At 71.8% G+C, this 19,892-nt stretch carries 18 protein-coding genes and 1 pseudogene; 9 read left to right on the top strand and 10 right to left on the bottom strand.

The genetic code is table 11. The features are described 5' to 3' along the window. The first annotated feature begins 207 nt into the window (after nucleotides 1-207). From V8690_RS27620 to V8690_RS27605, 4 genes are read left to right on the top strand one after another with little or no spacing between them, the layout of a single operon-like run. Nucleotides 208-1,767: a hypothetical protein gene (locus tag V8690_RS27620; RefSeq protein ID WP_338782779.1), complete on the top strand. Its 1,560-nt coding sequence runs from the start codon at nucleotides 208-210 to the stop codon at nucleotides 1,765-1,767. Between the two features lie 19 nt (nucleotides 1,768-1,786). Beyond that, nucleotides 1,787-2,341 (top strand): hypothetical protein, encoded by a 555-nt coding sequence (locus tag V8690_RS27615; protein ID WP_338782778.1) that lies wholly within the window; start codon nucleotides 1,787-1,789, stop codon nucleotides 2,339-2,341. Nucleotides 2,342-2,343: 2 nt separating this feature from the next. Beyond that, the gene (locus V8690_RS27610; protein ID WP_338782777.1) at nucleotides 2,344-2,775 is read left to right on the top strand and encodes a DUF3592 domain-containing protein; all 432 of its coding nucleotides are present in this window, start codon (nucleotides 2,344-2,346) and stop codon (nucleotides 2,773-2,775) included. Continuing rightward, the gene (locus V8690_RS27605) at nucleotides 2,775-3,188 is read left to right on the top strand and encodes a hypothetical protein (protein ID WP_338782776.1); all 414 of its coding nucleotides are present in this window, start codon (nucleotides 2,775-2,777) and stop codon (nucleotides 3,186-3,188) included. Before V8690_RS27610 ends, V8690_RS27605 begins: the two co-directional genes overlap by 1 nt. A gap of 27 nt (nucleotides 3,189-3,215) precedes the next feature. Here the strand turns inward: V8690_RS27605 and V8690_RS27600 are convergent, their stop codons facing one another. The 5 genes and pseudogenes from V8690_RS27600 to V8690_RS27580 all read right to left on the bottom strand — a co-directional run. Further along, nucleotides 3,216-4,532, bottom strand: a complete 1,317-nt coding sequence (locus V8690_RS27600; RefSeq protein ID WP_338782775.1) for an Nramp family divalent metal transporter — start codon at nucleotides 4,530-4,532, stop codon at nucleotides 3,216-3,218. A gap of 180 nt (nucleotides 4,533-4,712) precedes the next feature. Continuing rightward, nucleotides 4,713-5,195, bottom strand: a complete 483-nt coding sequence (locus V8690_RS27595) for an ATP-binding protein (protein ID WP_338782774.1) — start codon at nucleotides 5,193-5,195, stop codon at nucleotides 4,713-4,715. Between the two features lie 77 nt (nucleotides 5,196-5,272). Beyond that, nucleotides 5,273-6,184 (bottom strand): MEDS domain-containing protein, encoded by a 912-nt coding sequence (locus tag V8690_RS27590; RefSeq protein WP_338782773.1) that lies wholly within the window; start codon nucleotides 6,182-6,184, stop codon nucleotides 5,273-5,275. A 50-nt stretch (nucleotides 6,185-6,234) separates the two neighbouring features. After that, nucleotides 6,235-6,834, bottom strand: a complete 600-nt coding sequence (locus tag V8690_RS27585; protein WP_338785480.1) for a helix-turn-helix transcriptional regulator — start codon at nucleotides 6,832-6,834, stop codon at nucleotides 6,235-6,237. A 1,806-nt stretch (nucleotides 6,835-8,640) separates the two neighbouring features. Further along, nucleotides 8,641-9,540 (bottom strand): annotated as a pseudogene (locus V8690_RS27580) (AAA family ATPase); the annotation flags it as partial. Nucleotides 9,541-9,781: 241 nt separating this feature from the next. Here V8690_RS27580 and V8690_RS27575 point away from each other — a divergent pair. Further along, nucleotides 9,782-11,134, top strand: coding sequence for a M14 family metallopeptidase (locus tag V8690_RS27575; protein ID WP_338782772.1), 1,353 nt, complete (start codon nucleotides 9,782-9,784; stop codon nucleotides 11,132-11,134). A gap of 12 nt (nucleotides 11,135-11,146) precedes the next feature. Here the strand turns inward: V8690_RS27575 and V8690_RS27570 are convergent, their stop codons facing one another. The 3 genes from V8690_RS27570 to V8690_RS27560 are packed head-to-tail and all read right to left on the bottom strand — an operon-like array spanning nucleotide 11,147 to nucleotide 12,894. Further along, nucleotides 11,147-11,668 carry a hypothetical protein gene (locus V8690_RS27570; protein WP_338782771.1) on the bottom strand — a complete coding sequence of 174 codons (522 nt, stop codon included), beginning with the start codon at nucleotides 11,666-11,668 and terminating at the stop codon, nucleotides 11,147-11,149. A 57-nt stretch (nucleotides 11,669-11,725) separates the two neighbouring features. Then, nucleotides 11,726-12,136 (bottom strand): RidA family protein, encoded by a 411-nt coding sequence (locus V8690_RS27565; RefSeq protein WP_338782770.1) that lies wholly within the window; start codon nucleotides 12,134-12,136, stop codon nucleotides 11,726-11,728. After that, nucleotides 12,133-12,894: an IclR family transcriptional regulator gene (locus tag V8690_RS27560; protein ID WP_338782769.1), complete on the bottom strand. Its 762-nt coding sequence runs from the start codon at nucleotides 12,892-12,894 to the stop codon at nucleotides 12,133-12,135. The genes V8690_RS27565 and V8690_RS27560 overlap by 4 nt, the downstream gene beginning before the upstream one ends. A gap of 213 nt (nucleotides 12,895-13,107) precedes the next feature. Between V8690_RS27560 and V8690_RS27555 the strand changes: the two genes are divergently transcribed. Both V8690_RS27555 and V8690_RS27550 read left to right on the top strand, forming a co-directional pair. After that, nucleotides 13,108-14,385, top strand: a complete 1,278-nt coding sequence (locus V8690_RS27555) for an amino acid deaminase (protein ID WP_338782768.1) — start codon at nucleotides 13,108-13,110, stop codon at nucleotides 14,383-14,385. A gap of 12 nt (nucleotides 14,386-14,397) precedes the next feature. Continuing rightward, the gene (locus V8690_RS27550; RefSeq protein WP_338782767.1) at nucleotides 14,398-16,008 is read left to right on the top strand and encodes a D-aminoacylase; all 1,611 of its coding nucleotides are present in this window, start codon (nucleotides 14,398-14,400) and stop codon (nucleotides 16,006-16,008) included. 28 nt (nucleotides 16,009-16,036) lie between these two features. Here V8690_RS27550 and V8690_RS27545 read toward each other — a convergent pair whose 3' ends face one another. Continuing rightward, nucleotides 16,037-16,960, bottom strand: a complete 924-nt coding sequence (locus tag V8690_RS27545) for a serine protease (RefSeq protein ID WP_338782766.1) — start codon at nucleotides 16,958-16,960, stop codon at nucleotides 16,037-16,039. Between the two features lie 162 nt (nucleotides 16,961-17,122). Beyond that, the gene (locus V8690_RS27540; protein ID WP_338782765.1) at nucleotides 17,123-17,821 is read right to left on the bottom strand and encodes a hypothetical protein; all 699 of its coding nucleotides are present in this window, start codon (nucleotides 17,819-17,821) and stop codon (nucleotides 17,123-17,125) included. A 126-nt stretch (nucleotides 17,822-17,947) separates the two neighbouring features. On the opposite strand from V8690_RS27540, the gene V8690_RS27535 reads away from it, so the two are divergent. Together V8690_RS27535 and V8690_RS27530 are read left to right on the top strand one after the other, a co-directional pair. After that, complete coding sequence (locus V8690_RS27535) at nucleotides 17,948-19,159, top strand: pyridoxal phosphate-dependent aminotransferase (RefSeq protein ID WP_338782763.1); 1,212 nt, start codon at nucleotides 17,948-17,950, stop codon at nucleotides 19,157-19,159. A gap of 111 nt (nucleotides 19,160-19,270) precedes the next feature. Next, the gene (locus V8690_RS27530) at nucleotides 19,271-19,693 is read left to right on the top strand and encodes a hypothetical protein (RefSeq protein WP_338782762.1); all 423 of its coding nucleotides are present in this window, start codon (nucleotides 19,271-19,273) and stop codon (nucleotides 19,691-19,693) included. Nucleotides 19,694-19,892: the final 199 nt, after the last annotated feature.

Here is a 19,892-nt window from a genome sequence, read left to right as displayed (position 1 = left end):
TGTCGTTGCACAAGATGCGCCAAAACGGGGCAGGTTGAGCATCTTGCCGGTCGCCGGCGAGGTCTCGGGTGGTCCCGGCCGGTGGTCCTGGAGGGCCCAGTGTTGACGGTGGGCCTCGGTTTGGGCCCTGAGGCCCACGCCTCCCGCCGGGGCGCGTCCCTACTCTCACCGTCCACAGGCACGTGGTTCGGGCAAGGAGGGGGCCGTATGACTGGCGGGGGCGACATACGGACGTACGGGCACAGACCGGTCTTCGACGATCGCGGCGCGACCGGCACCGAGTACCTCGGCATGATCGTGGTCAGCGCGGCGATCGTCCTGGCCGTCTCGGCCACCGGCGTCGGGCAGCTGATCTACGACAAGATCGCCGCGCAGATCTGCAAAGTGACCGGCGACGGCACCTGCGGGTCGGGCAGGCCCGGGCCGGGCAAACCCCTCACCGACGCCGACTTCGAGCCGGCGCTTTGCCAGGTCTCCTCCGTCACCGACAAGGCGGGCTCCAAGGCGAAGATCTTCTTCTGGGAGATCGGCAAGGAGTACGGCTTCCAGGAGCAGCACATCAAGGCGAACACGGACGTCAACGGCGACGGCGAGATCGACGACAAGGACCAGCTGGTCTATCTGACCTTCACGGACGCCGCGTCCGTCGCCGCGAAGAAGGACTTCAAACCCGGCATGAAGGTGGGCCGGTTCGGCACCGACAAGGTGGAGCTCGGACTCGGCATCAAGGTCACGGGCGGCGACACCTGGGTCTTCCAGAGCCCCGAGGAGGCCCAGCGGTTCCGGGACGACGTGGAGAAGCTCCAGATGTACGAGATGCGGCGCACCATGCCCGGCGGCGCGGAGGCGAGCCTCGGCGACAGCATCGCCTATCTCTTCGGGACGGGCCCGCTCAAGGACGAGGAGGAGACGCAGCAGCGGATCAAGGACGACCTGGGCGACAACCGGAAGATCACCTACGGCAAGGTGGGCCTGGAAGCCTCGGCGTCGGCGGGCCTGAAGATCTCAGCGGGCGACGAGAAGAAGCTGAGCGCCGCGCTCGGCGGCACCTTCAAGTACTCCCCCGACGTCACCTGGACGGACAACTCCTACAAGAACACCAAGTCGTACACGTACTCCTCGTCCATCGAGTACGGCTCCAAGGTGGGCTACGAGGCGGGCTCGCTCAGCGGCGAGTACGCGGCGAACACGACACAGACCGGCACCATCACGGTCACCTACGACAAGGGGACCGGCAAGCTGGTCCGTGTCGACATGACCCGTACCGTCGAGAAGGGCGGCCAGAAGGACGGCGCCAAGGCCGCTGGTGACAACGGCAAGGAGGACGACGAGAAGCGGGGTGGGAACGCCGGCGTGAAGGGCACCGACTCACAGACCGGCATCGAGATCGTCACCCACACCGTCACTTTCGACTCCGGCCCGGCCGGCGACCAGGACCGGGCGGTCGCCGAGCGGTGGCTGGACAGCAACAACGAGCAGGTCGCCACGCCCTTCCAGTACATGTTCCATGACCACGCGCCGACGACCCGCCCGGGCGCCGACGACCCCTTCGGGCAGCTGATGTTCGACAAGGGCAGGTCGAGCCGGATGACGTACACCGGTGAGGTGAACGCGGCCGAGTACGGCTTCGAGTTGAATCTCGGGCTCAGTCTGGGCATGACGATCAGCACGGAGAAGAAGTCGGAGACGCTGACCGGCGCCCAGTTCCTGGGGGCGCCCCGCGGGAACGGTCGCTCCTATCTTCCCTACAGCTACTGTGCGAACTGACGAGACGGAGCCCAAGCCGATGAAGACCCGCCGTGCCCATCTGGCCGCCGCCCTGCTGACGACCGCCGTGGTCCTGACCGGCTGCGGAAGCTCCGACGCCGGCTCGGTGCCCGACGGCTGGGGCACCCTGAAAACCAAGGGCGTCGACGTCTCGTACCCGAAGGGGTACGAGGAGCAGAGCGCCGGCGAACGCGGCAAGCACAACGCGGCGGCGGCGGTGCGCACGGAGGACGGCAGGAAGGTCTCGGTCATCACCGTGCAACTCGGTTTCACCCAGGCGAACTCCGCCGAGCAGGCCGCGATCGCCGCCGAGGCGGGCATCCAGATGGGCGCGGACGTCAAGGGCCAGAAGGATGTGGAGCTGGCCGGCACGGACGAGGCGAAACGGATCGACTTCGCCTTCAAGGCGACCGGCGAGGACGGCGGCCCGCCGAAGGGCGCCCCGGTCGAGGGCGTGATCCTGGCCGGGCTGGACTCGACCGACTCCACGTTCGCGATCCGGGTCGACGCGCAGCAGGGGTCTCTGTCGGACGGGGACCTGGACCGGATCATCGACTCGGTCGAGGTGCACTAGGCATGGAGGTGCCGGGCGCCGGTTACGTCGTACTCGCGCTGCTCGTGGCGATGTTCGGCGCGCTGTCGTGGAAGTACGCGCGGCGGCTGGTGACGGTGTCGCGGGTGCTGCGGCGCGGTGTCCGGGCGGAGGGTGAGTGCGTCCGGGTGGAGACGGAGCCGTATCACCGCTCCGATGCCAGACGGCACTTCTTCGCCTTCCGTACGGCCGACGGCACGCCCGTCGAGTTCGAGGACCTCGCGGGCTGGTCGGTGACGAAGGGCACCCCGGTCACCGTCACGTACGACCCGCGCGATCCCGAGGGAACGGCGACGGTGGCGGGGCGGGGCAGCTGGTCCCCGGTGCTTCAGTCGCTCGCCCTGGTCGCGGGCTGCGGCATGGCCGCGCTGGGCTTCGCGGTCCTCCTCTACTTCGAGATCTTCGGGAGCGGTTGATGGCGCTCGTCCGCTGCTGGGCCGTCGGCATCGTCGTCCTGGTCGTCAGCGAGTACGTCCAGATGACGCTGGTGTACGGCCCTCTGGTCGGCCCGCGGGGTGTCGGCTCGTTCGGTGCCGCGCTGGCGCTGGTGCACCTGCCGAACCTGGTGTGTGTCGTGCTCGCCACCTGGGCGGCGGCGCGGGTGCATCCGGAGCCGTGGCGCGAGATGCCGGTACGGCACCTGGCGGCGGCGTGCGCGGCTCCGGCGGCGGCGCAGGTGCTGCTGCTGGCACTGCGGCCGGGCGTGCTGGACCCGGCGGGCCCGGGCTTGTGGATGTCGACGGGCGTGCTGCTGACGGGGTGTGCGGTGGGGGTGCTGATGGACCGGTTGGGCGGGCAACGCGTGGTCCGACGCGGTGGGCCCGCATAACCGGCCTCTGTCCGCCTCCCCGGCGTCCTAGAAGAACTCCCCCCACGGCTGGTCCCAGATCTGCTTCACGCACAGGATCAGGAACAGCAGGCCCGCGACGGCGAGCATGGCGTTGCTGATCGGGCCGCTGCGCCACTCCCTGGGCGTGCGGGGGGAGTTCAGGAGCCAGATCAGCGTGCCGGCGAGGAAGGGCAGGAAGGCCGCGCCGAGGACGCCGTAGATGATGATCAGCCGGAAGGGCTGGCCCTCGAAGAGGAGGATCATGGGCGGGAAGGTCAGCCAGAGCAGGTAGGCGCGGAAGGGCCAGGAGCGTTCGCGTTGGCCCGAGGCGACCTCCTCGCCCTTGGCCTGGCCCTTGCCCGACAGGCGGGCCACGAAGTCGGCGAACATCAGGCTCACGCCGTGCCAGACGCCGATCAGCGAGGTGAAGGACGTGGCGAAGAATCCGATCAGGAAGAACTTCGCCGTCGCCGTGCCGTACTCCTTCTCCAGGATGTCGCCGAGCTGGATCAGGCCCTTGTCGCCGCTCGCGATCGCGATGTTCGCCGAGTGCAGGAGTTCCGCGCCGACGAAGAGCATGGCGATCACGAAGATGCCCGTGGTGGCGTAGGCGACGCGGTTGTCCAGGCGCATGACCTTCATCCAGCCGGTGTCGGTCCAGCCCTTGGCGTTGACCCAGTAGCCGTAGGCCGCGAGGGTGATCGTGCCGCCGACGCCGCCGATCAGGCCCAGGGTGTTGAGGATCGAGTCCTTCTCGTCAGGGAGGACCGGGAGGAGCCCGGCGAAGGCGTCGGGAATGTTCGGGGTGACGCGGATCGCCAGGTACACCGTCACCAGGAACATGACGCCCACCAGGACCGTCATGACCTTCTCGAACACCGCGTACTTGTTGAACCAGACGAAGACCAGACCGACCAGACCGCTGGCGATGCCCCACCACTTCAGGTCCATCACGTCGGGGAAGAGCGCCTGGAGCGGCAGCGCGCTCGACGACATCGCCGCCGCGCCGTAGACGAAGCCCCAGACCACGACGTAGACGGCGAAGAACCAGGTGGTCCAGCGGCCGAGGCTGGCCCAGCCGTCGAACAGGGTGCGGCCCGTGGACAGATGCCAGCGGCCCGCCGCCTCGGCCAGGGAGATCTTCACCAGGCAGCCGATGATCGCGGCCCACAGGAGGGTGTAGCCGAAGTTGCTGCCCGCGATCAGCGTGGCGACGAGGTCGCCGGCCCCGACACCGGTCGCCGCGACGACGATGCCCGGGCCGATGTACTTCCAACTCGCCTTGCGCTGCGGGGGGTGTTGCGACGCCTCGTGGTCCGTGGTCTTTCCCGTGGTGTCCGCCATGCAGGTCAAGAAAGCCCAAAGGCGCCGGTAGGACAAGAGGGCGTGACCGGATCTTCACCTGATGCGCGTACGAGGCGCCCTCCCGGGCAGGCTTCCGGACAGGCCCCCGGACGGACCCCGGACAGGCCCCGGACGGGCCCCGGCGGCTGGGCACACCGCCAGGGCCGATCCAGCGGAGCGTCACGGCTGTCGCCGACCACAGCCGTCCGATCCGCACGTGCCGAGCTCGAACCACACGGTCTTGCCCGGCCCGTCCCGGTGGCAGCCCCAGCGCTCGGCCAGCGCGTCCACCAGGAACATCCCACGGCCACTCTCCCCGGTGCCGGCGTCCAGCACCCGGGGCACGCGGCATTCCGTATCGGCCACCTCGCAGCGCAGTACGCCGTGCGCGGCGAAGAGTGTGAGCCGGAAGCGGCTCTCGGCGTGCACGAGGGCGTTGGTGGCCAGTTCGGCGACGAGCAGTTCCGCGACGTCCGCCACCTCACCGCGCTCCGCTAGCCCCCACCCCTCCAACTGCCTGCGCACCTCCGCGCGTGCCTCGCGGACGGCGGAGGGCTCGGGGGCGTACTCGACGCTCAGGTGGCCTGCTCCCAGGGGTGGTTGCGGGAACGGGCCGTACCTGGCGTCGGGGTCCGGGAGGTGGGGCCCGGAGAGTTGCAGCATGGCTCCAGGGTGGCCCGGTTGCCGGTCCGGCACAGGGGGAGGACTACCCGATCCCCTACCTGCATGTGCGGGTGGGGTCACGCGTACTGGAGGCGGACCGTGGCTCCCTGGGCGTCGTCGCGGATGTCCACGTACGCGCAGACCTGGCGCGCGTACCACAGGCCCGGGCCGGGTTCCGGGCCGGTGGGCGGTGGCGGGACGAAGCCGGCGAGCGGGTCGCCGACGGGGCGGGCCGAGCGCAGCTCGCAGACGCAGGCGGGTGCCTCGCCCCACAGCAGGGCGGTGCCGTCGAGGGGCGCCAGGGCCGCCGCCGTCTCCGCGACGGCCGTGGCGAACAACTCGGCGTCGGCGGCGGGAAGTCCCCGGGCTTCCGCCCAGGCCTGCACGGCTCCGGCGTGCGGCTCCGCGAGGGGCTGCGCGCCGGCCGGGGGCAGCGGCAGCGGTACGGCGTCGAGTTCGGCCGCGAGCCGCACCGGGTCCTGGTACACGTCCGTGTCGGGGTGGGCGCGGCGGGCCGCGGCGACGACGGCGGGGCCGGCGGTGCGGGTGTCGTACGCGCACAGGGCGGTCGTGGACGTGGGCGCGAAGAGGAGGTTGGCGAGGGCCTCGTAACGGATCCACTCGGTCGTCTCGCGGGCCGAGCGGCCGGCGCGGCCGCTCCAGACGGGCTCCATGAGGAGATGGATCCGGCCGCCGGGGCCGGCGTGGGCGGTGAGGTAGGAGGCGGCCTGGGCGACGGCGTTGGCGGCGGAGCCGGTGTACCAGTCGGTGTGCGGGATGCACGTGACGTTCTTCGCGTCCCCGCCGAGGGCGTCCCGCAGGAGGTCCAGGTTGCGGGGGTCGGCGACGGCCACGGGGGGTGGTTCGCCGGGGGCGGCGAGTCCTGCGCCGAGGAAGGGCAGGGCGGCGGCCACGAAGTCGTCGTCGGTGTCGAAGACGGCCATGCGGTGGTCGAACGCGGCGGGCATCGGGGGCTGTCGGGTGGTCATGGATTCCTCTCGGGGTCTGCGGTACGGGCTGGGTATGCGGTACGGGCGGGTCAGCGCTGGGCCGTCACCCAGGCGGCGATCTGGCTGCGGTTGCTGAAGCCGAGCTTGCTGAGGATGCGTTCCACATGGCCTTCGGCGGTACGGCGGGCGATCACCAGGCGGTCGGCGATCTGCTGGTTGGCGAGCCCTTCGGCGACGAGCCGGGCGACCTCGGTCTCGCGGCGGGTGAGACGGACCGCGGTGTCGTCGTGCGGGGCCCGGGACTCCCCGGGGTGCGGGCGGGCCGGTTCCTGGAGCGCATGGCCGACGAGCTCGGCGAGGCCGAGGCTCGCGCCGCGCCGGTGGGCCCGTTCGAACGCGTCCCGGCCCAGGGCCCGGCAGGCCCGCTCCTCGCTGTCCCGGCGTGCGGAGTTGAGGGTGCGCGCGCCCCAGCGGGCGGCGTCGATGTCGGCCCAGACGCGGTCGGCGCCGCCCAGCAGCACGGCCGCGTGCTCGTGGGCGCCGCGTTCGGCCGCGATGGACGCGAGCAGGTCGAGGGTGAGGGCGATGCCGATGACGTCGTGGACGGCGAACTTGAGCCGCAAAGCCTCGCGGGCGTGCCGCTCGGCCCGGGCCCAGTCGCGGCGCACGGTGTGGGCGAGGGCGAGCATGCGCAGCACGTACGACCGTACCCACTGCTCGCCGTGCCGCTCGCACAGCCCGAGGGCCCGCTCGCACACCTCGACGGCCCGGTCGGCCTCGCCCAGGAAGCCCAGGGCGCAGGCGAGTTCGACCTGGTCGAGGCCTACGACGCTGAGGTGCTGGCCGGGCACGGGGCCGCGGGCGACGGTGGTCTCGAAGTGCCGCAGCGCCCCGGGCAGATCGTCGCCGAACAGCCGCAGGACGCCGATGACGTACTCGGCGTGGGCGGCCTCGGCGGCGTCGCCCAGGACCCGGGCGAGGGCGAGGGCGTCCCTGGCGTGCCGGCGGCTGCGGGGGAAGTCCTGGGTGGCGGCGGCGAGCAGCCCTGCGACCCAGAGGCCGCGGGCCCGTTCCGGGGTCGGCTCGGGGTTGGCGGCCAGGGCCCGGTCGAGCCAGTACAGGCCCTCGCGTGGGGCGCCGCAGGCGTGCCAGTAGAACCAGAGGGTGCCGGCGAGCCGCAGCCCGGCGAGCGCCTCGCCCGGGGTGGCGAGGCTGAAGTCGAGGGCGGCGCGCAGGTTGTCCCGGTCGGCGCGCAGCCGGGCGACGGTCTCCGGCTGCCCGGGCCCGAACCAGCCGCGCTCACACTCCTCGACCCGCCGCAGCATCCAGTCCCGCTGCCGCCGCCGGGCAGCGTCCTCCTCCCCGACAATCCGCCGCAGCTGCTCCAGCCCGTACTGCCGCAGCGTGTCGAGCATCCGGTACCGCGCCCCACCAGGCCCCGGCTCCCGGCACAACACCGACTTGTCCACGAGCCCGGCGACGGCGTCCAGCACCTCGTCGGCACGGAGAGCCGGGGCGGGACGGGCCGGCCGGGCGCCTGCGGCCTCTGCGGGTGGCGGGGGCGAGGCCGGGCCGCCTGAGCCGCGCACGGGCGGGGACACCGTCAGACCGCCTGCGTCGGGCAAGGGCGGCGGCACCGTCAGACCGCCTGAGTCAGGCAGGGACGGGAACGAGGTCATGGCGCCGGGATCGGGCGGGGGCAAGGGCAGGGTCAGGCCGCCGGGCGCAGGCGCCGCCACGCCCCCCGGACCAGGCACGGACGGAGACAGAGGCAGGCCGCCGGGCGCAGGCGCCGCCACGCCCCCCGGACCAGGCACGGACGGAGACAGAGGCAGACCGCCGAGCGCAGGCGCCGCCACGCCCCCCGGGCCAAGCACGGACGGAGACAGAGGCAGACCGCCGAGCGCAGGCGCCGCCACGCCCCCCGGACCAGGCACGGACGGAGACAGAGGCAGACCGCCGAGCGCAGGCGCCGCCACGCCCCCCGGACCAGGCACGGACGGAGACAGAGGCAGACCGCCGAGCGCAGGCGCCGCCACGCCCCCCGGGCCAAGCACGGACGGAGACAGAGGCAGGCCGCCGCCGGGGCCGCTCTCGGGCCTGGAGGCGAGCAGGGACTCGGGGCGCATCCCGGGCGACGGCAACGGCACGGGCCCGCCGCCCTGACCGGACACCGGCAACGGACCAGACCCGCCTGCCCGACCCGACACCGGCAACGGACCAGACCCACCTGCCCGACCGGGCACCGGCGGTACCACGTTTTCCGAACCGCCGCTGAGCGGAGGCAGCGTCACGGCCCCTGCGAGCGTCCGTGCGGGCCGCGTACGTTCACCGGAGCCGTCCGCGAACCCGACGCCGCCCGACGGGACATCGGGACGCGCCCCGCCCCGGGCACCACCCGCGAACGCCCCGCCGGCCACGTGTCCGCCGCCCGGCGGGACACTTTCCGCCGGCACCGGGTCCGTTCCCCACCGTGCGGCCCCCTCCGCGGTGTCGTCCGCGCACACCGCCTCCGCCGTCTCCAGGTCGAAGCTGCCCGCCAGGACCGAGAGCCGGGCCCACACCAACTGCTCGGGGGCGGTGCACAGGTCGTGGCTCCAGGCGACCGCCGCGCGCAGGGTCTGGTGGCGGGGCAGTGCGGCGGGGCTGCCGGTGGTGAGGAAGCGGTAGCGGTCGTCGAGCCGGTCAAGGAGCTGGTCGACGTCGAGGACGCGCATGCGGACGGCGGCGAGTTCGATGGCGAGGGGGAGGCCGTCCAGGCGGCGGCACAGGCGGGCCACGGAGGCGCGGGTGTCCGCGGTGAGGCGGAAGCCGGGGACGACCGCGGCGGCCCGGTCGGCGAAGAGCGTGAGGGCCGGGTAGCCCTCGGCGGCGGAGAGGTCGCCGTCCGGGTCGGGCACCGGCAGGGGCCGCACCTCCAGCAGGTGCTCCTCGGTGAGGCCGAGCCGGTGCCGGCTGGTGGCGAGGACGCGGACGCCCTCGGTGCCGTGCAGCAGGGCCGCGGCGAGCTGCGCGCAGGCCCCCGCCAGGTGCTCGCAGTTGTCGACGACGAGCAGCAACCGCCGGTTGCGCACCTGCTCGACGAGGGCGTCCAGCGGCGGCTGGGCGGAGTGGTCGTGCAGCCCCAGCGCGTCGGCGGCGGCGAGCGGCACGAGCGCCGGGTCGTGCAGCCCGGAGAGGTGCACGAAGCGCACGCCGTCCGGGAAGGCCCGCTGCACCCGGGCCGCGATGCGCGCGGCGAGCCGGGTCTTGCCGACGCCGCCCGGTCCGGTCAGCGTCACCAGCCGTGCGCGGGCCAACAGCTCGCGTCCCTGGGTCAGTTCGCCACGCCGGGCGACGAAGCTGGTCGTCTCGACCGGCAGATGGTGGTCCCGTCGTGGCGCTGATCCGCCCATGATCAGCCAGTCCTCTGGGGGTGTGGTCCGGGCCCTCACTCTCCCCCGTTGCGTACATATATGCACGCTCGGGTCACACCCGTGGGTGCACTTCGGCCGGGACAGCGCGACCGCCGGGCCGCACGCGTACACTGTGCGTCCACTTTCGGTCTTGACCTGGTCATGCCATTGGCAGAACGATGTGCGCCACCCGCACCACGTACGTCGCACGGAACAACCCCACCTCCCACAAGGAGATTTCATGCGACTCCGCATACGAGGCTCCGGTGCCCGCACCGGCAGACGCACCGCCGCCCTCGCCGCCCTCCTCGCACTCGCCCTCGCGGCGCCCCTGACCGCGACGACCTCGGACGCCACCGCCGACAGCGCCCCCAAGGCGGCCCCGTCGGCCGACGACGTCCGGCAGTACGAAATCCACATGCACTCGACGGCCAAGGACCGCACGGCACTTCAGCGCACCGGCGTGACCGTGGACGAGGCCCATGGCCACGGTGTCGTCGTCTCCGGACGCGCGGACCAGATCAAGAAGCTGCGCGCGCTGGGCTACGAGGTCACCCCGTTCGGCGCGGTGCCCGACCGGTCCGCCGGCGAGGACGACGTCCGGATCCACGACTTCCCGTCCGCCGACTCGCGCTACCACAACTACGCGGAGATGACGAGCGAGATCAACTCGATCGTCTCGGCCAACCCCTCCATCGCCAGCCAGCGCGTGATCGGCAAGTCGTACCAGGGCCGGAACATCGTCGCCGTCAAGATCAGCGACAACGTGGGCAGCGACGAGTCCGAGCCGGAGGTGCTGTTCACGCACCACCAGCACGCCCGCGAGCACCTCACCGTCGAGATGGCGCTCTACCTGCTGCGCGAGCTGACCTCCGACTACGGCTCCGACTCGCGCGTCACCGGCATGGTGAACAATCGTGAGATCTGGATCATCCCGGACATCAACCCGGACGGCGGCGAGTACGACATCGCCACCGGGTCTTACCGCTCGTGGCGCAAGAACCGCCAGCCCAACAGCGGCAGTTCGTATGTCGGTACCGACCTCAACCGCAACTGGAACTACCGCTGGGGCTGCTGCGGCGGCTCCTCGGGCTCACCGTCCTCCGACACCTACCGCGGCCCGGCGGCCGAGTCCGCGCCCGAGGTGAAGGTCGTCGCCGACTTCGTGCGCAGCCGGGTCGTCGGCGGGGTGCAGCAGATCAAGGCCGGCATCGACTTCCACACGTACAGCGAGCTGGTGCTGTGGCCGTTCGGCTACACGTACTCCGACACGACGACCGGGATGACCGCGGACGACAACGCGGCGTTCAAGGCGGTCGGGCAGAAGATGGCCGCGAGCAACGGGTACACGGCGGAGCAGTCCAGCGACCTGTACATCACGGACGGGTCGATCGACGACTACCTCTGGGGCGCGCACAAGATCTTCGGGTACACGTTCGAGATGTATCCGAGGTCCGGCGGCGGTGGGTTCTACCCGCCCGACGAGGTGATCGAGCGGGAGACCTCCCGTAACCGGGACGCGGTGTTGCAGCTGCTGGAGAACGCGGACTGCATGTACCGGTCGATCGGCAAGGAAACGCAGTACTGCCGGTAGCCGCTCGGCCCGCTACTCGGCGTCTTCCTCGAAGTAGGCGTCCAGCACCGCGTCCAGCTGCTCGTCCCACTCCGTGAAACGGCTCCTGGCCGGTGCTTCGATCTCGATCGGGTACCAGCGCCGGTCAGGGGTGTGGACGGTGACGGTGTAGCGCTTGCCGAAGCGGGCGGTCTCCGTTTCGACCGCCCCGATCTCGTCCCAGCGGAACTCGCACTCCTGGTCGTCCAGGGACAGTCGGACGCCTCTGTGGTCGGCGACTATCCTCGCGCGGCGGTCGGACGCCTCGAAGACGGGACCGTCGACGTCGGCCTCCTCCGGCTCGGAGGGGGACGTCTCCGCCGCCTCCTCCGACTCAGGGGCGGCCTCCTCGGCTTCCTCGGCCTCGGCGACTTCAGGCTCCTTCTCCGGCCCGTCGCCCTCCGTCCTTCCGGACGCGGGTGACGTGAGCCCGGGTATGAAGGCCGGGTCGAATCCGGCGCCCTTCACGGGCTCGGCCTTAAGGGGCTGGCTGCTCGAACCTATGCGCTGCTCCACAGCGGAGCAGTATGGTCGACAAACCTGTGCCGCACACAGCCAGCCCCGACTTCGTTATCAGATTAGGACGGCCAGCGCGTCGATCTCGACGAGGAGACCCGCGGGCAGGCCCACGTAGACCGTCGTGCGCGCGGCGGGCGGCTGGGTCAGGCCCTGCTCCTCGAGGTACGCGTCGTAGATCTCGTTGAACTCGGCGAAGTGGGCCACGTCCGTCAGGTAGACGCGGACCATCATCACGTCGTCCCAGCCGGCGCCGCCCTCCTGAAGGACCGCCTTGACGTTGGCCAGGGTCTGGAGGGTCTGCTCGCGCAGGGTCGGCCCGGCGGGCGTGGGCGGCTTGCCCTCCTCGGCGGGCAGGAAGCCGACCTGGCCGGCGACCTGGAGGATGTTGCCCTTCTTCACGCCGTGCGAGAACTTCGCCGGCGGGGTGGTGTGGGTCTTGGGGGTGAGTGCGGTCTTGTCCGTCATGCGGTGCCCTTCACTGGTGTTCTGCCGGAGTACTCGCCGCTGATGGCGTCCGCCGTACGGCGCACCAACGGCAGGAGGGTGAGGAGTTCGTCGGCGGTGACGACGACGTTCGGCGCGGAGACAGACATCGCGGCGACGACCCGGCCGTCGGCGCCGCGGATGGGCGCCGCGACGCAGTTGACGGACTCCTCGTGGCCGCCGAGGTCGGTGGCCCAGCCCTGTTCGCGCACCTTCTCCAGCTCGCGCAGGAACGCGCCGGCGTCGGGTGTCGAACGGGACGTGTACGCGGGGTAGTCGAGCTTCTCCGCCACCGCCCGGCGCTCGTGCTCGGGCAGGTCGGCCAGCAGCAGCTTCGCGACCGCGGCGACGGTGATGGCGACGGGCTTGCCGATCCGCGAGTACATGCGCACCGGGTACCGGCTCTCCACCTTGTCGATGTAGAGGACCTCGTCCTCCTCGTACACGGCGAGGTGCACGGTGTGGCCGCACTGCTCGTTGAGGCGTACGAGATGGGGGTGGGCGATCTCACGGACGTCGAGGTTCTCCATCGCCTCCTGGGCGAGCGCGAAGAGGCGGGCGCCCAGGCGGTAGCGCTGGTCGGACTGGCGGTAGACGAGGCCGTGCTCGTGGAGGGTGCGCAGCAGGCGCAGGGCCGTGGACTTGTGCACGCCGAGACGGTCGGCGACCTGCCCCAGGTCGGCGGGGCCCTCCGCGAGCAGCGGCAGGATGCCGAGCGCCCGGTCGACGGTCTGGCTCATGGCGTCCGTACCTCCTCCGGGGCCCGCTGGGTGTCCGACGGGCAGTCCGCGCAGGGCGGCGGGGAGAACCCGGCGGCGAAGGCGCCCCCGGGGGAGGGAACGACCTGCGCGGCCGCTTTCGTTGACCCCGGGTGGCCGAGATGTTAGACAGCGTCGGGCGATATACGCAATGGCTGTTGCACATAATGCAACGCCCCTGATCAGGGAGGCTCCATGACAGCCGATACCGCCGCCGACTCCCTCGCCCGGGTTGCCGCCGAGCGCGTCGACCACCGTTTCAAGGGCCTCCCGCCGGACGCCGACGGCCTGACCGTGGGCGAACTGGCCGCCCAGCGCCGGAACCTCTTCACGGGCGGCTTCACCACGCCCGTGCTGGCGCTGTCCGCCGAGCGCCTGGAGCACAACCTGAGGCTGATGGAGACGTACGCGGACCGGCACGGCCTGGCCTTCGCGCCGCACGGCAAGACCTCCATGGCGCCGCAGCTGTTCCAGCGGCAGATCGAGCACGGGGCGTGGGGCATCACGCTGGCGGTGCCGCATCAGGTGCGGGTGGCGCGCGCGTTCGGGACCCGGCGCGTGTTCCTGGCGAACGAGCTGGTCGACCCGGCGGCCCTGCGCTGGGTCTCGGCCGAGCTCGACGCCGACCCGGAGTTCCGCTTCGTGTGCTACGTCGACTCCGTGCGCGGGGTGGAGCTGATGGACGCCGCGATGAGCGGTGCCCGGCGCCCGCTGGACGTCGTCGTCGAACTCGCCGCCGGGGAGGGCGCCCGTACCGGAGTGCGCACGGAGGCGGAGTGCGCGGCGGTCGCGGACGCGGTGGCGGGTGCGCGGCCCCTGCGGCTCGTCGGCGTCGCGGGCTACGAGGGCGAGGTGCCGAAGGCCGACCCGGAGCGGGTGACGGCGTGGCTGCGGCGGCTGGTCGCGCTCGCCGCCGACTTCGACAGGGCCGGACGGTTCTCCGGTGCGGACGAGATCATCGTCAGCGCGGGCGGCAGCGCCTGGTTCGACGCGGTCGCCGACGTCTTCGCGGAGATCCCCGAACTCTCCCTGCCGGTGCTGAAGCTGCTCCGCTCGGGCGCCTACGTCTCGCACGACGACGGCCACTACCGCAAGCTGACCCCGTTCAACCGTGTGCCCGAGGAGGGCGCCCTGGAACCGGCGTTCCGCCTGTGGACGCAGGTGGTGTCACGGCCCTCCGCCGAGCAGGCCTTCGTCAACGCGGGCAAGCGGGACGCGGCCTACGACCTCGACCTGCCCTTCGCCCAGGTGATCCGCCGGGACGGCGCCGAGCGCCCGGCCACCGGGGTGTCGGTGACGGGCCTGTCCGACCAGCACGCCTGGCTGAGCACCACGCCGGAGGCGGATCTTGAGGTGGGTGACTGGGTCGGTCTGGGTCTGTCCCATCCGTGCACGTCGTTCGACAAGTGGCCGCTCATCCCGGTCGCTCAGGCGGACGGCACGGTCGTCGACTACGTCCGTACGTTCTTCTAGGAGGCCGGCGCGGTGGAGGAGCTCGTCATCCGGGACGCGGACGTCATCGACGGCTCCGGCGCGGACTCCTACCGGGCCGATGTCGTGGTCGGCGGCGGCCGGATCACGGGAATCGTCAAGGAGGCCGCCGCGGCCGGCTGCCAGCGGCCCAAGGCGCGCCGGGAGCTGGACGCCGAGGGCCTCGTCCTCTCCCCCGGCTTCGTCGACATGCACGCCCACAGCGACCTGGCCCTGCTGCGCGACCCCGACCACAGCGCCAAGGCCGCGCAGGGCGTCACGCTGGAGGTCCTCGGCCAGGACGGGCTGTCGTACGCGCCGGTCGACGACCGCACGCTCGGCGAGGTGCGCCGGGCGATCGCCGGGTGGAACGGCTCGGGCGACGACATCGACTTCGACTGGCGGACGGTGGGCGAGTACCTGGACCGTATCGACCGCGGGGTCGCCGTGAACGCGGCGTACCTGATCCCGCAGGGCACGGTCCGCGCGCTCGCCGTCGGCTGGGAGGACCGGGAGGCCACCCCGCAAGAGCTGGACCGGATGCGCCAGTTGGTCGCCGAGGGCATGGAGCAGGGCGCCGTCGGCATGTCGTCGGGGCTGACGTACACGCCCGGCATGTACGCGAGGGACGCCGAACTGACCGAGCTGTGCCGGGTGGTGGCGTCGTACGGCGGCTACTACGGCCCGCACCACCGCTCCTACGGCGCGGGCGCCCTGGAGGCGTACGAGGAGATGGTCGCGCTGACCCGGGAGGCGGGCTGCCCCCTGCATCTCACCCACGCCACCATGAACTTCGGCGTGAACAAGGGCCGGGCGCCTGAGCTGCTGGCCCTGCTGGACGAGGCGCTGGCGGCCGGGGCGGACATCAGCCTCGACACGTATCCCTACACACCGGGCTGTACGACGCTGGCGGCCCTGCTGCCGAGCTGGGCGAGCGAGGGCGGCCCCGGGCAGGTCGTCGAGCGGCTGGCGGACGACGAGACGGCCGAACGGATCCGCCGCGACCTGGAGGTCACCGGCTCGGACGGCTGCCACGGCCTGCCCGTCGAGTGGGACACGATCGAGATCTCGGGCGTGGGCGATCCGGCGCTGACCGAGTTCGTCGGCCATACGGTCCAGGAGTCGGCGGACGTGCGGGGCGAGGCACCCTGGGAGACCGCGCGCGGGCTGCTGCTGGCCGACCGGCTGGCGCCGACGATCCTCCAGCACGTCGGCCACGAGGAGAACGTCCGGGCGATCATGCGCCACCGCGTCCACACCGGCGGCTCGGACGGGATTCTCCAGGGCGCCAAGCCGCACCCGCGGGCGTACGGCACGTTCCCGCACTATTTCGGGCACTACGTACGGGAGTTGGGAGTGCTGTCGCTGGAGGAGTGCGTCGCTCACCTCACCTCGCGCCCGGCGGCCCGGCTCCGGCTACCGGACCGGGGCCTGGTGCGCGAGGGGTATGCAGCCGACCTGGTCCTCTTCGACCCGGCGACGGTCGCGGCGGGGTCGAGCTTCGCCGAGCCGCGCGTGCTCCCGACGGGCATCCCGTACGTGCTGGTCGGCGGGCGGTTCGTGATCGAGGACGGGCGTCGCACGGACGCCCTGGCGGGCCGGGCGGTTCGCAGGACTCCCGCGTGACCGCCCGACCCGGGGCGCTGCCCTCGCCTTACGGCTTGGGCAGGGTGCAGCCGCTCGCGCTCAGGTCGAGCTTGTTGTCGATGCCGAAGCAGGCCGGGATCTGGTAGGTCTCCTGGCCGTAGTTGATGCCCTTGCGGACCGTCACATTGCCGCTGGCGTCGACCTCGCAGGGGTTGTTCACCGTGCAGCGCTCGCCGTCCTCGTTGCCGGTGTTGTTGACGGCGACGACCTTGCCGGTGGCCTCGTCGACGACGGGCGAGCCGGACGTGCCGCCGATGGTGTTGCAGGCGGAGGTGTAACGGACCGAGTCCTTCCAGGTCCAGTCGCCCTCCTTCAGGCGGTACGCGAACCCGTCGATGTCGCAGCTGTAGACGCGCTTCCAGTAGCCGGAGGGGATGCTGATGGCGGTACCGGCGACCGGGTGCGTGTCGTTGAGCGTCAGCGGGTTGATGCCGTACGAGCTCTTGATCTGCCCGTAGGTGGTGGTGAGCTGGTAGAACGCGACGTCCGTGTCGGTCATCGTGCCGTACGCGAGCTTGGCGGCGCGCAGGGTGGCGACGCGCGAGCCGGAGGCGTTGAGCAGGCTGAAGGTGCGGCTGGACGCCTTGTCGACGAGGACCTCGCCGGGGCCGGGGAAGCCGGACTCCAGGCAGTGGCCGTTGGTCATCACCAGCGCCGGGTCGTTGGCCTCGGAGTCCGGCATGCGGACGACGGAACCGGAGCAGTTGCTGAGCGCGACGGTGCCGGCCAGGTTCACGGCCTTGGCCGACGGGTTGAGCCCGGACAGCGTCTGCTCCACGGACGTGACCACGTCCGTCACGGCGGACGTGGCCGAGCCCGTGTCCGCGACCTTGCCGACGCCCGTGGGGGCGGCCTCGGCAGCGGTCGCGGGAGCCGCGCCGGCCCCGGCTATCGCCAGGGCGCAGAACGCGGCTGCGAGAGGTTTTCTCATGGGGGGTCCCCTCTTGCGACGGAGGCGGCCGGAAATCTTCCGGCCGCCTGCACTGTTGTCATGCGCATTGTGATCGTCGCAAGGCGGGTGGGGCAAGGAGTTGTTCTGCGCGCGTGACCCGCCCGTTCGGCCCGACCCTACTCAACGGCCCTGACGGGCGGACTACTTGGGGCCCTTGGTGCCGCCGGGACCGTGTCCGCGCTTTCCCTCGGATTTGCCCGGGGTGGACGCGGCGGCGGGAGCGGAGGTCGTCGGAGGGCCGGCCGTGGGGCTGCCGGCCGAGGGACTCGGGGCGTCCGTCCAAGACTCGGACGGGGTGGGGCTCGCCGCCGTGGACGGGCTCGCGGACGCGGCGCCGGACGGTTCGTCACTGTGCGCCGGCCGGTCGACGAGCGGGACCGTGGGAGCCGATGCCCGACCGGTGCCGGTGGACGGCTCCGGCGGTGACTCCCCCGCCGTCGGACCCGTCCGGCCGCCGCCCTGGCGCGTCCCGCCGGAGGGCGCGTGCGAGAAGCCGAGCCCGGCGATCAGCGAGGCCGCCGACACGACGCCGACGACTCCGGCGGCGACCGCCACGCGGCGAGCACGCCGGGACCCCCGTCCGCGCCGGGAGCGGCGGCCCGCACCGGACCGGCCGGGCGCCGGCGCCGGCACCGGCGGCAGCTCACGTGTGTCGCCCATGCCGAGCGTGGCGTCCTGGGCGTCCGTGGGGGCGTACACGTCCTGCCATCCGTGGGCCGCCGCGGGATCGGGGTACGCGTCATAGGCCGGGGGCGGGACGGCCCGCGGCACGTACACGTTCGGCGGGCCCTGGGGCTCGCCGCTCGTCGCCCCATCGGCGTACTCGGATGGCCTGAACATGTCGGCGAATTCTAGGTACCCATGGTGCTGGTGGGACAGCGTGCGGCGATATCCACCCAAACCGACGCGTCTCACGTGGCGGAAAACACGGCCCGTGACGCAATACCGGGCCGTAAGCTCCCAGACATGCAGGTGATCCAGTCGACCAAGCTCGCCAACGTCTGTTACGAGATCCGGGGCCCGGTGCTCGAGGAGGCGATGCGGCTGGAAGCCGCCGGTCACCGCATCCTCAAGCTGAACACCGGCAACCCGGCCGCGTTCGGCTTCGAGTGTCCGCCCGAAATCTTGGAGGACATCCTCCGGAACGTGTCCTCGGCGCACGGGTACGGGGACGCCAAGGGGCTGCTGGCCGCGCGCCGCGCGGTCGTGATGCACAACCAGACCCTCGGCATCGAGACGGACGTAGAGCACGTCTTCATCGGCAACGGCGTCTCCGAGCTGATCGTGATGGCGATGCAGGGCCTGCTGGACGACGGGGACGAGGTCCTCGTGCCCGCCCCGGACTATCCGCTGTGGACCGCCGCCGTCTCCCTGTCCGGCGGCACCGCCGTGCACTACCGGTGCGACGAGCAGTCCGACTGGATGCCGGACCTGGCCGACGTCGAACGCAAGGTCACCGACCGCACCAAGGCGATCGTGATCATCAACCCGAACAACCCGACCGGGGCCGTCTACGACGAGGCGATGCTCAAGGGGCTCACCGACATCGCCCGCCGCCACAATCTGCTGGTCTGCTCGGACGAGATCTACGACAAGATCCTCTACGACGAGGCCACGCACACCCCGACCGCCGCCGTCGCCCCCGACCTGCTGACCCTCACCTTCAACGGCATGTCGAAGGCGTACCGGGTGGCCGGCTACCGGGTCGGCTGGATGTCGATCTCCGGGCCCCGCGCGCACGCCGACTCCTATATCGAGGGCCTGACGATCCTCGCGAACATGCGCCTGTGCGCGAACATGCCGGGGCAGCACGGCGTCGTGGCCGCGCTCAGCGGCCGCCAGACGATCAACGACCTGGTCCTGCCGGGCGGCCGGCTGCGCGAGCAGCGGGACGTCGCCTACGAGCTGCTGACCCAGATCCCGGGCGTGACCTGCGTGAAGCCGAAGGGGGCGCTGTATCTCTTCCCGCGCCTCGACCCCAAGGTCTTCAAGATCAAGGACGACCGGCGGATGGTCCTGGACCTGCTCCGGCGCGAGAAGATCATGGTGGTACAGGGCACCGGCTTCAACTGGCCGGAGCCCGACCACTTCCGGGTGGTGACCCTGCCGACGGTCGGGGACCTGCGGGACGCGGTGGGCCGGATCGGGCACTTCCTGGACGGCTACAGCCAGACCTGACGGGACATCTCGCTCACCGTAGGTGTGCAGCCAGTCCGGATTGTGAACGACTCAACTTTAGACAGAATCTAAGCTAGGATGGCTTCCTGTAAGCACTCAGGAGGCCCTCCCATGTACGAACCGATCCGCACCAAGTCGGTCCACAGCACGGTGGACGGCCCCACCCCCGACTTTCCCCACCGTTCTCGCGAGGAAGAGCTGGACATCCAGCTCGCGGGTCATCTCGCCGCCCTGCTCACCGTCACGGACGAGCTGCGTGCGACGGTGACCTCGGGTGACCTGGACACCGCGGCGGAGCGGCTCGCGGAGCAGGTGGGCCGGCTGCGCGGAGGGCGCACGCCGGTGCGTGCGCCGATGAGCGGCACCCGGCGCGAGCGCGGTGCGACAGCCCTGCACCGGCGGGCGCACGCCCTGGCGGGCCGCGCGCTGGTCGTCGCCGCCTCCCGCGCCGACACGGCGGCCGCCATCCTGGCCGCCGAGCGGATGGACGCGCACGCGGCGGCTCTGGAGCCGCGCGAGCTCGCGTCCCGCTGAGCCCCGCAGGGCTCCCCCGACGGCCCCGGTCCGCGCGCACCCGCAGCGACGCGCGGACCGGGTGCCACAGCACTGCGCTGGCTTGAGCCGTTGCGCGCCGTTGTGGTTCTCGGCTCTGCGTTCGTGCGGGTTGTGCGTGGCTGGTCGCGCAGTTCCCCGCGCCCCTTGAGGGCGCGACGGAAACGCCGGAGGCAGGGAT

It is taken from the genome of Streptomyces sp. DG1A-41, assembly GCF_037055355.1.
In the GTDB taxonomy this organism is placed as follows: Bacteria; Actinomycetota; Actinomycetes; order Streptomycetales; family Streptomycetaceae; genus Streptomyces.
The sequence above is the reverse complement of the archived record's forward strand: the minus strand, read 5'-3'. Positions and strand labels throughout refer to the sequence as shown.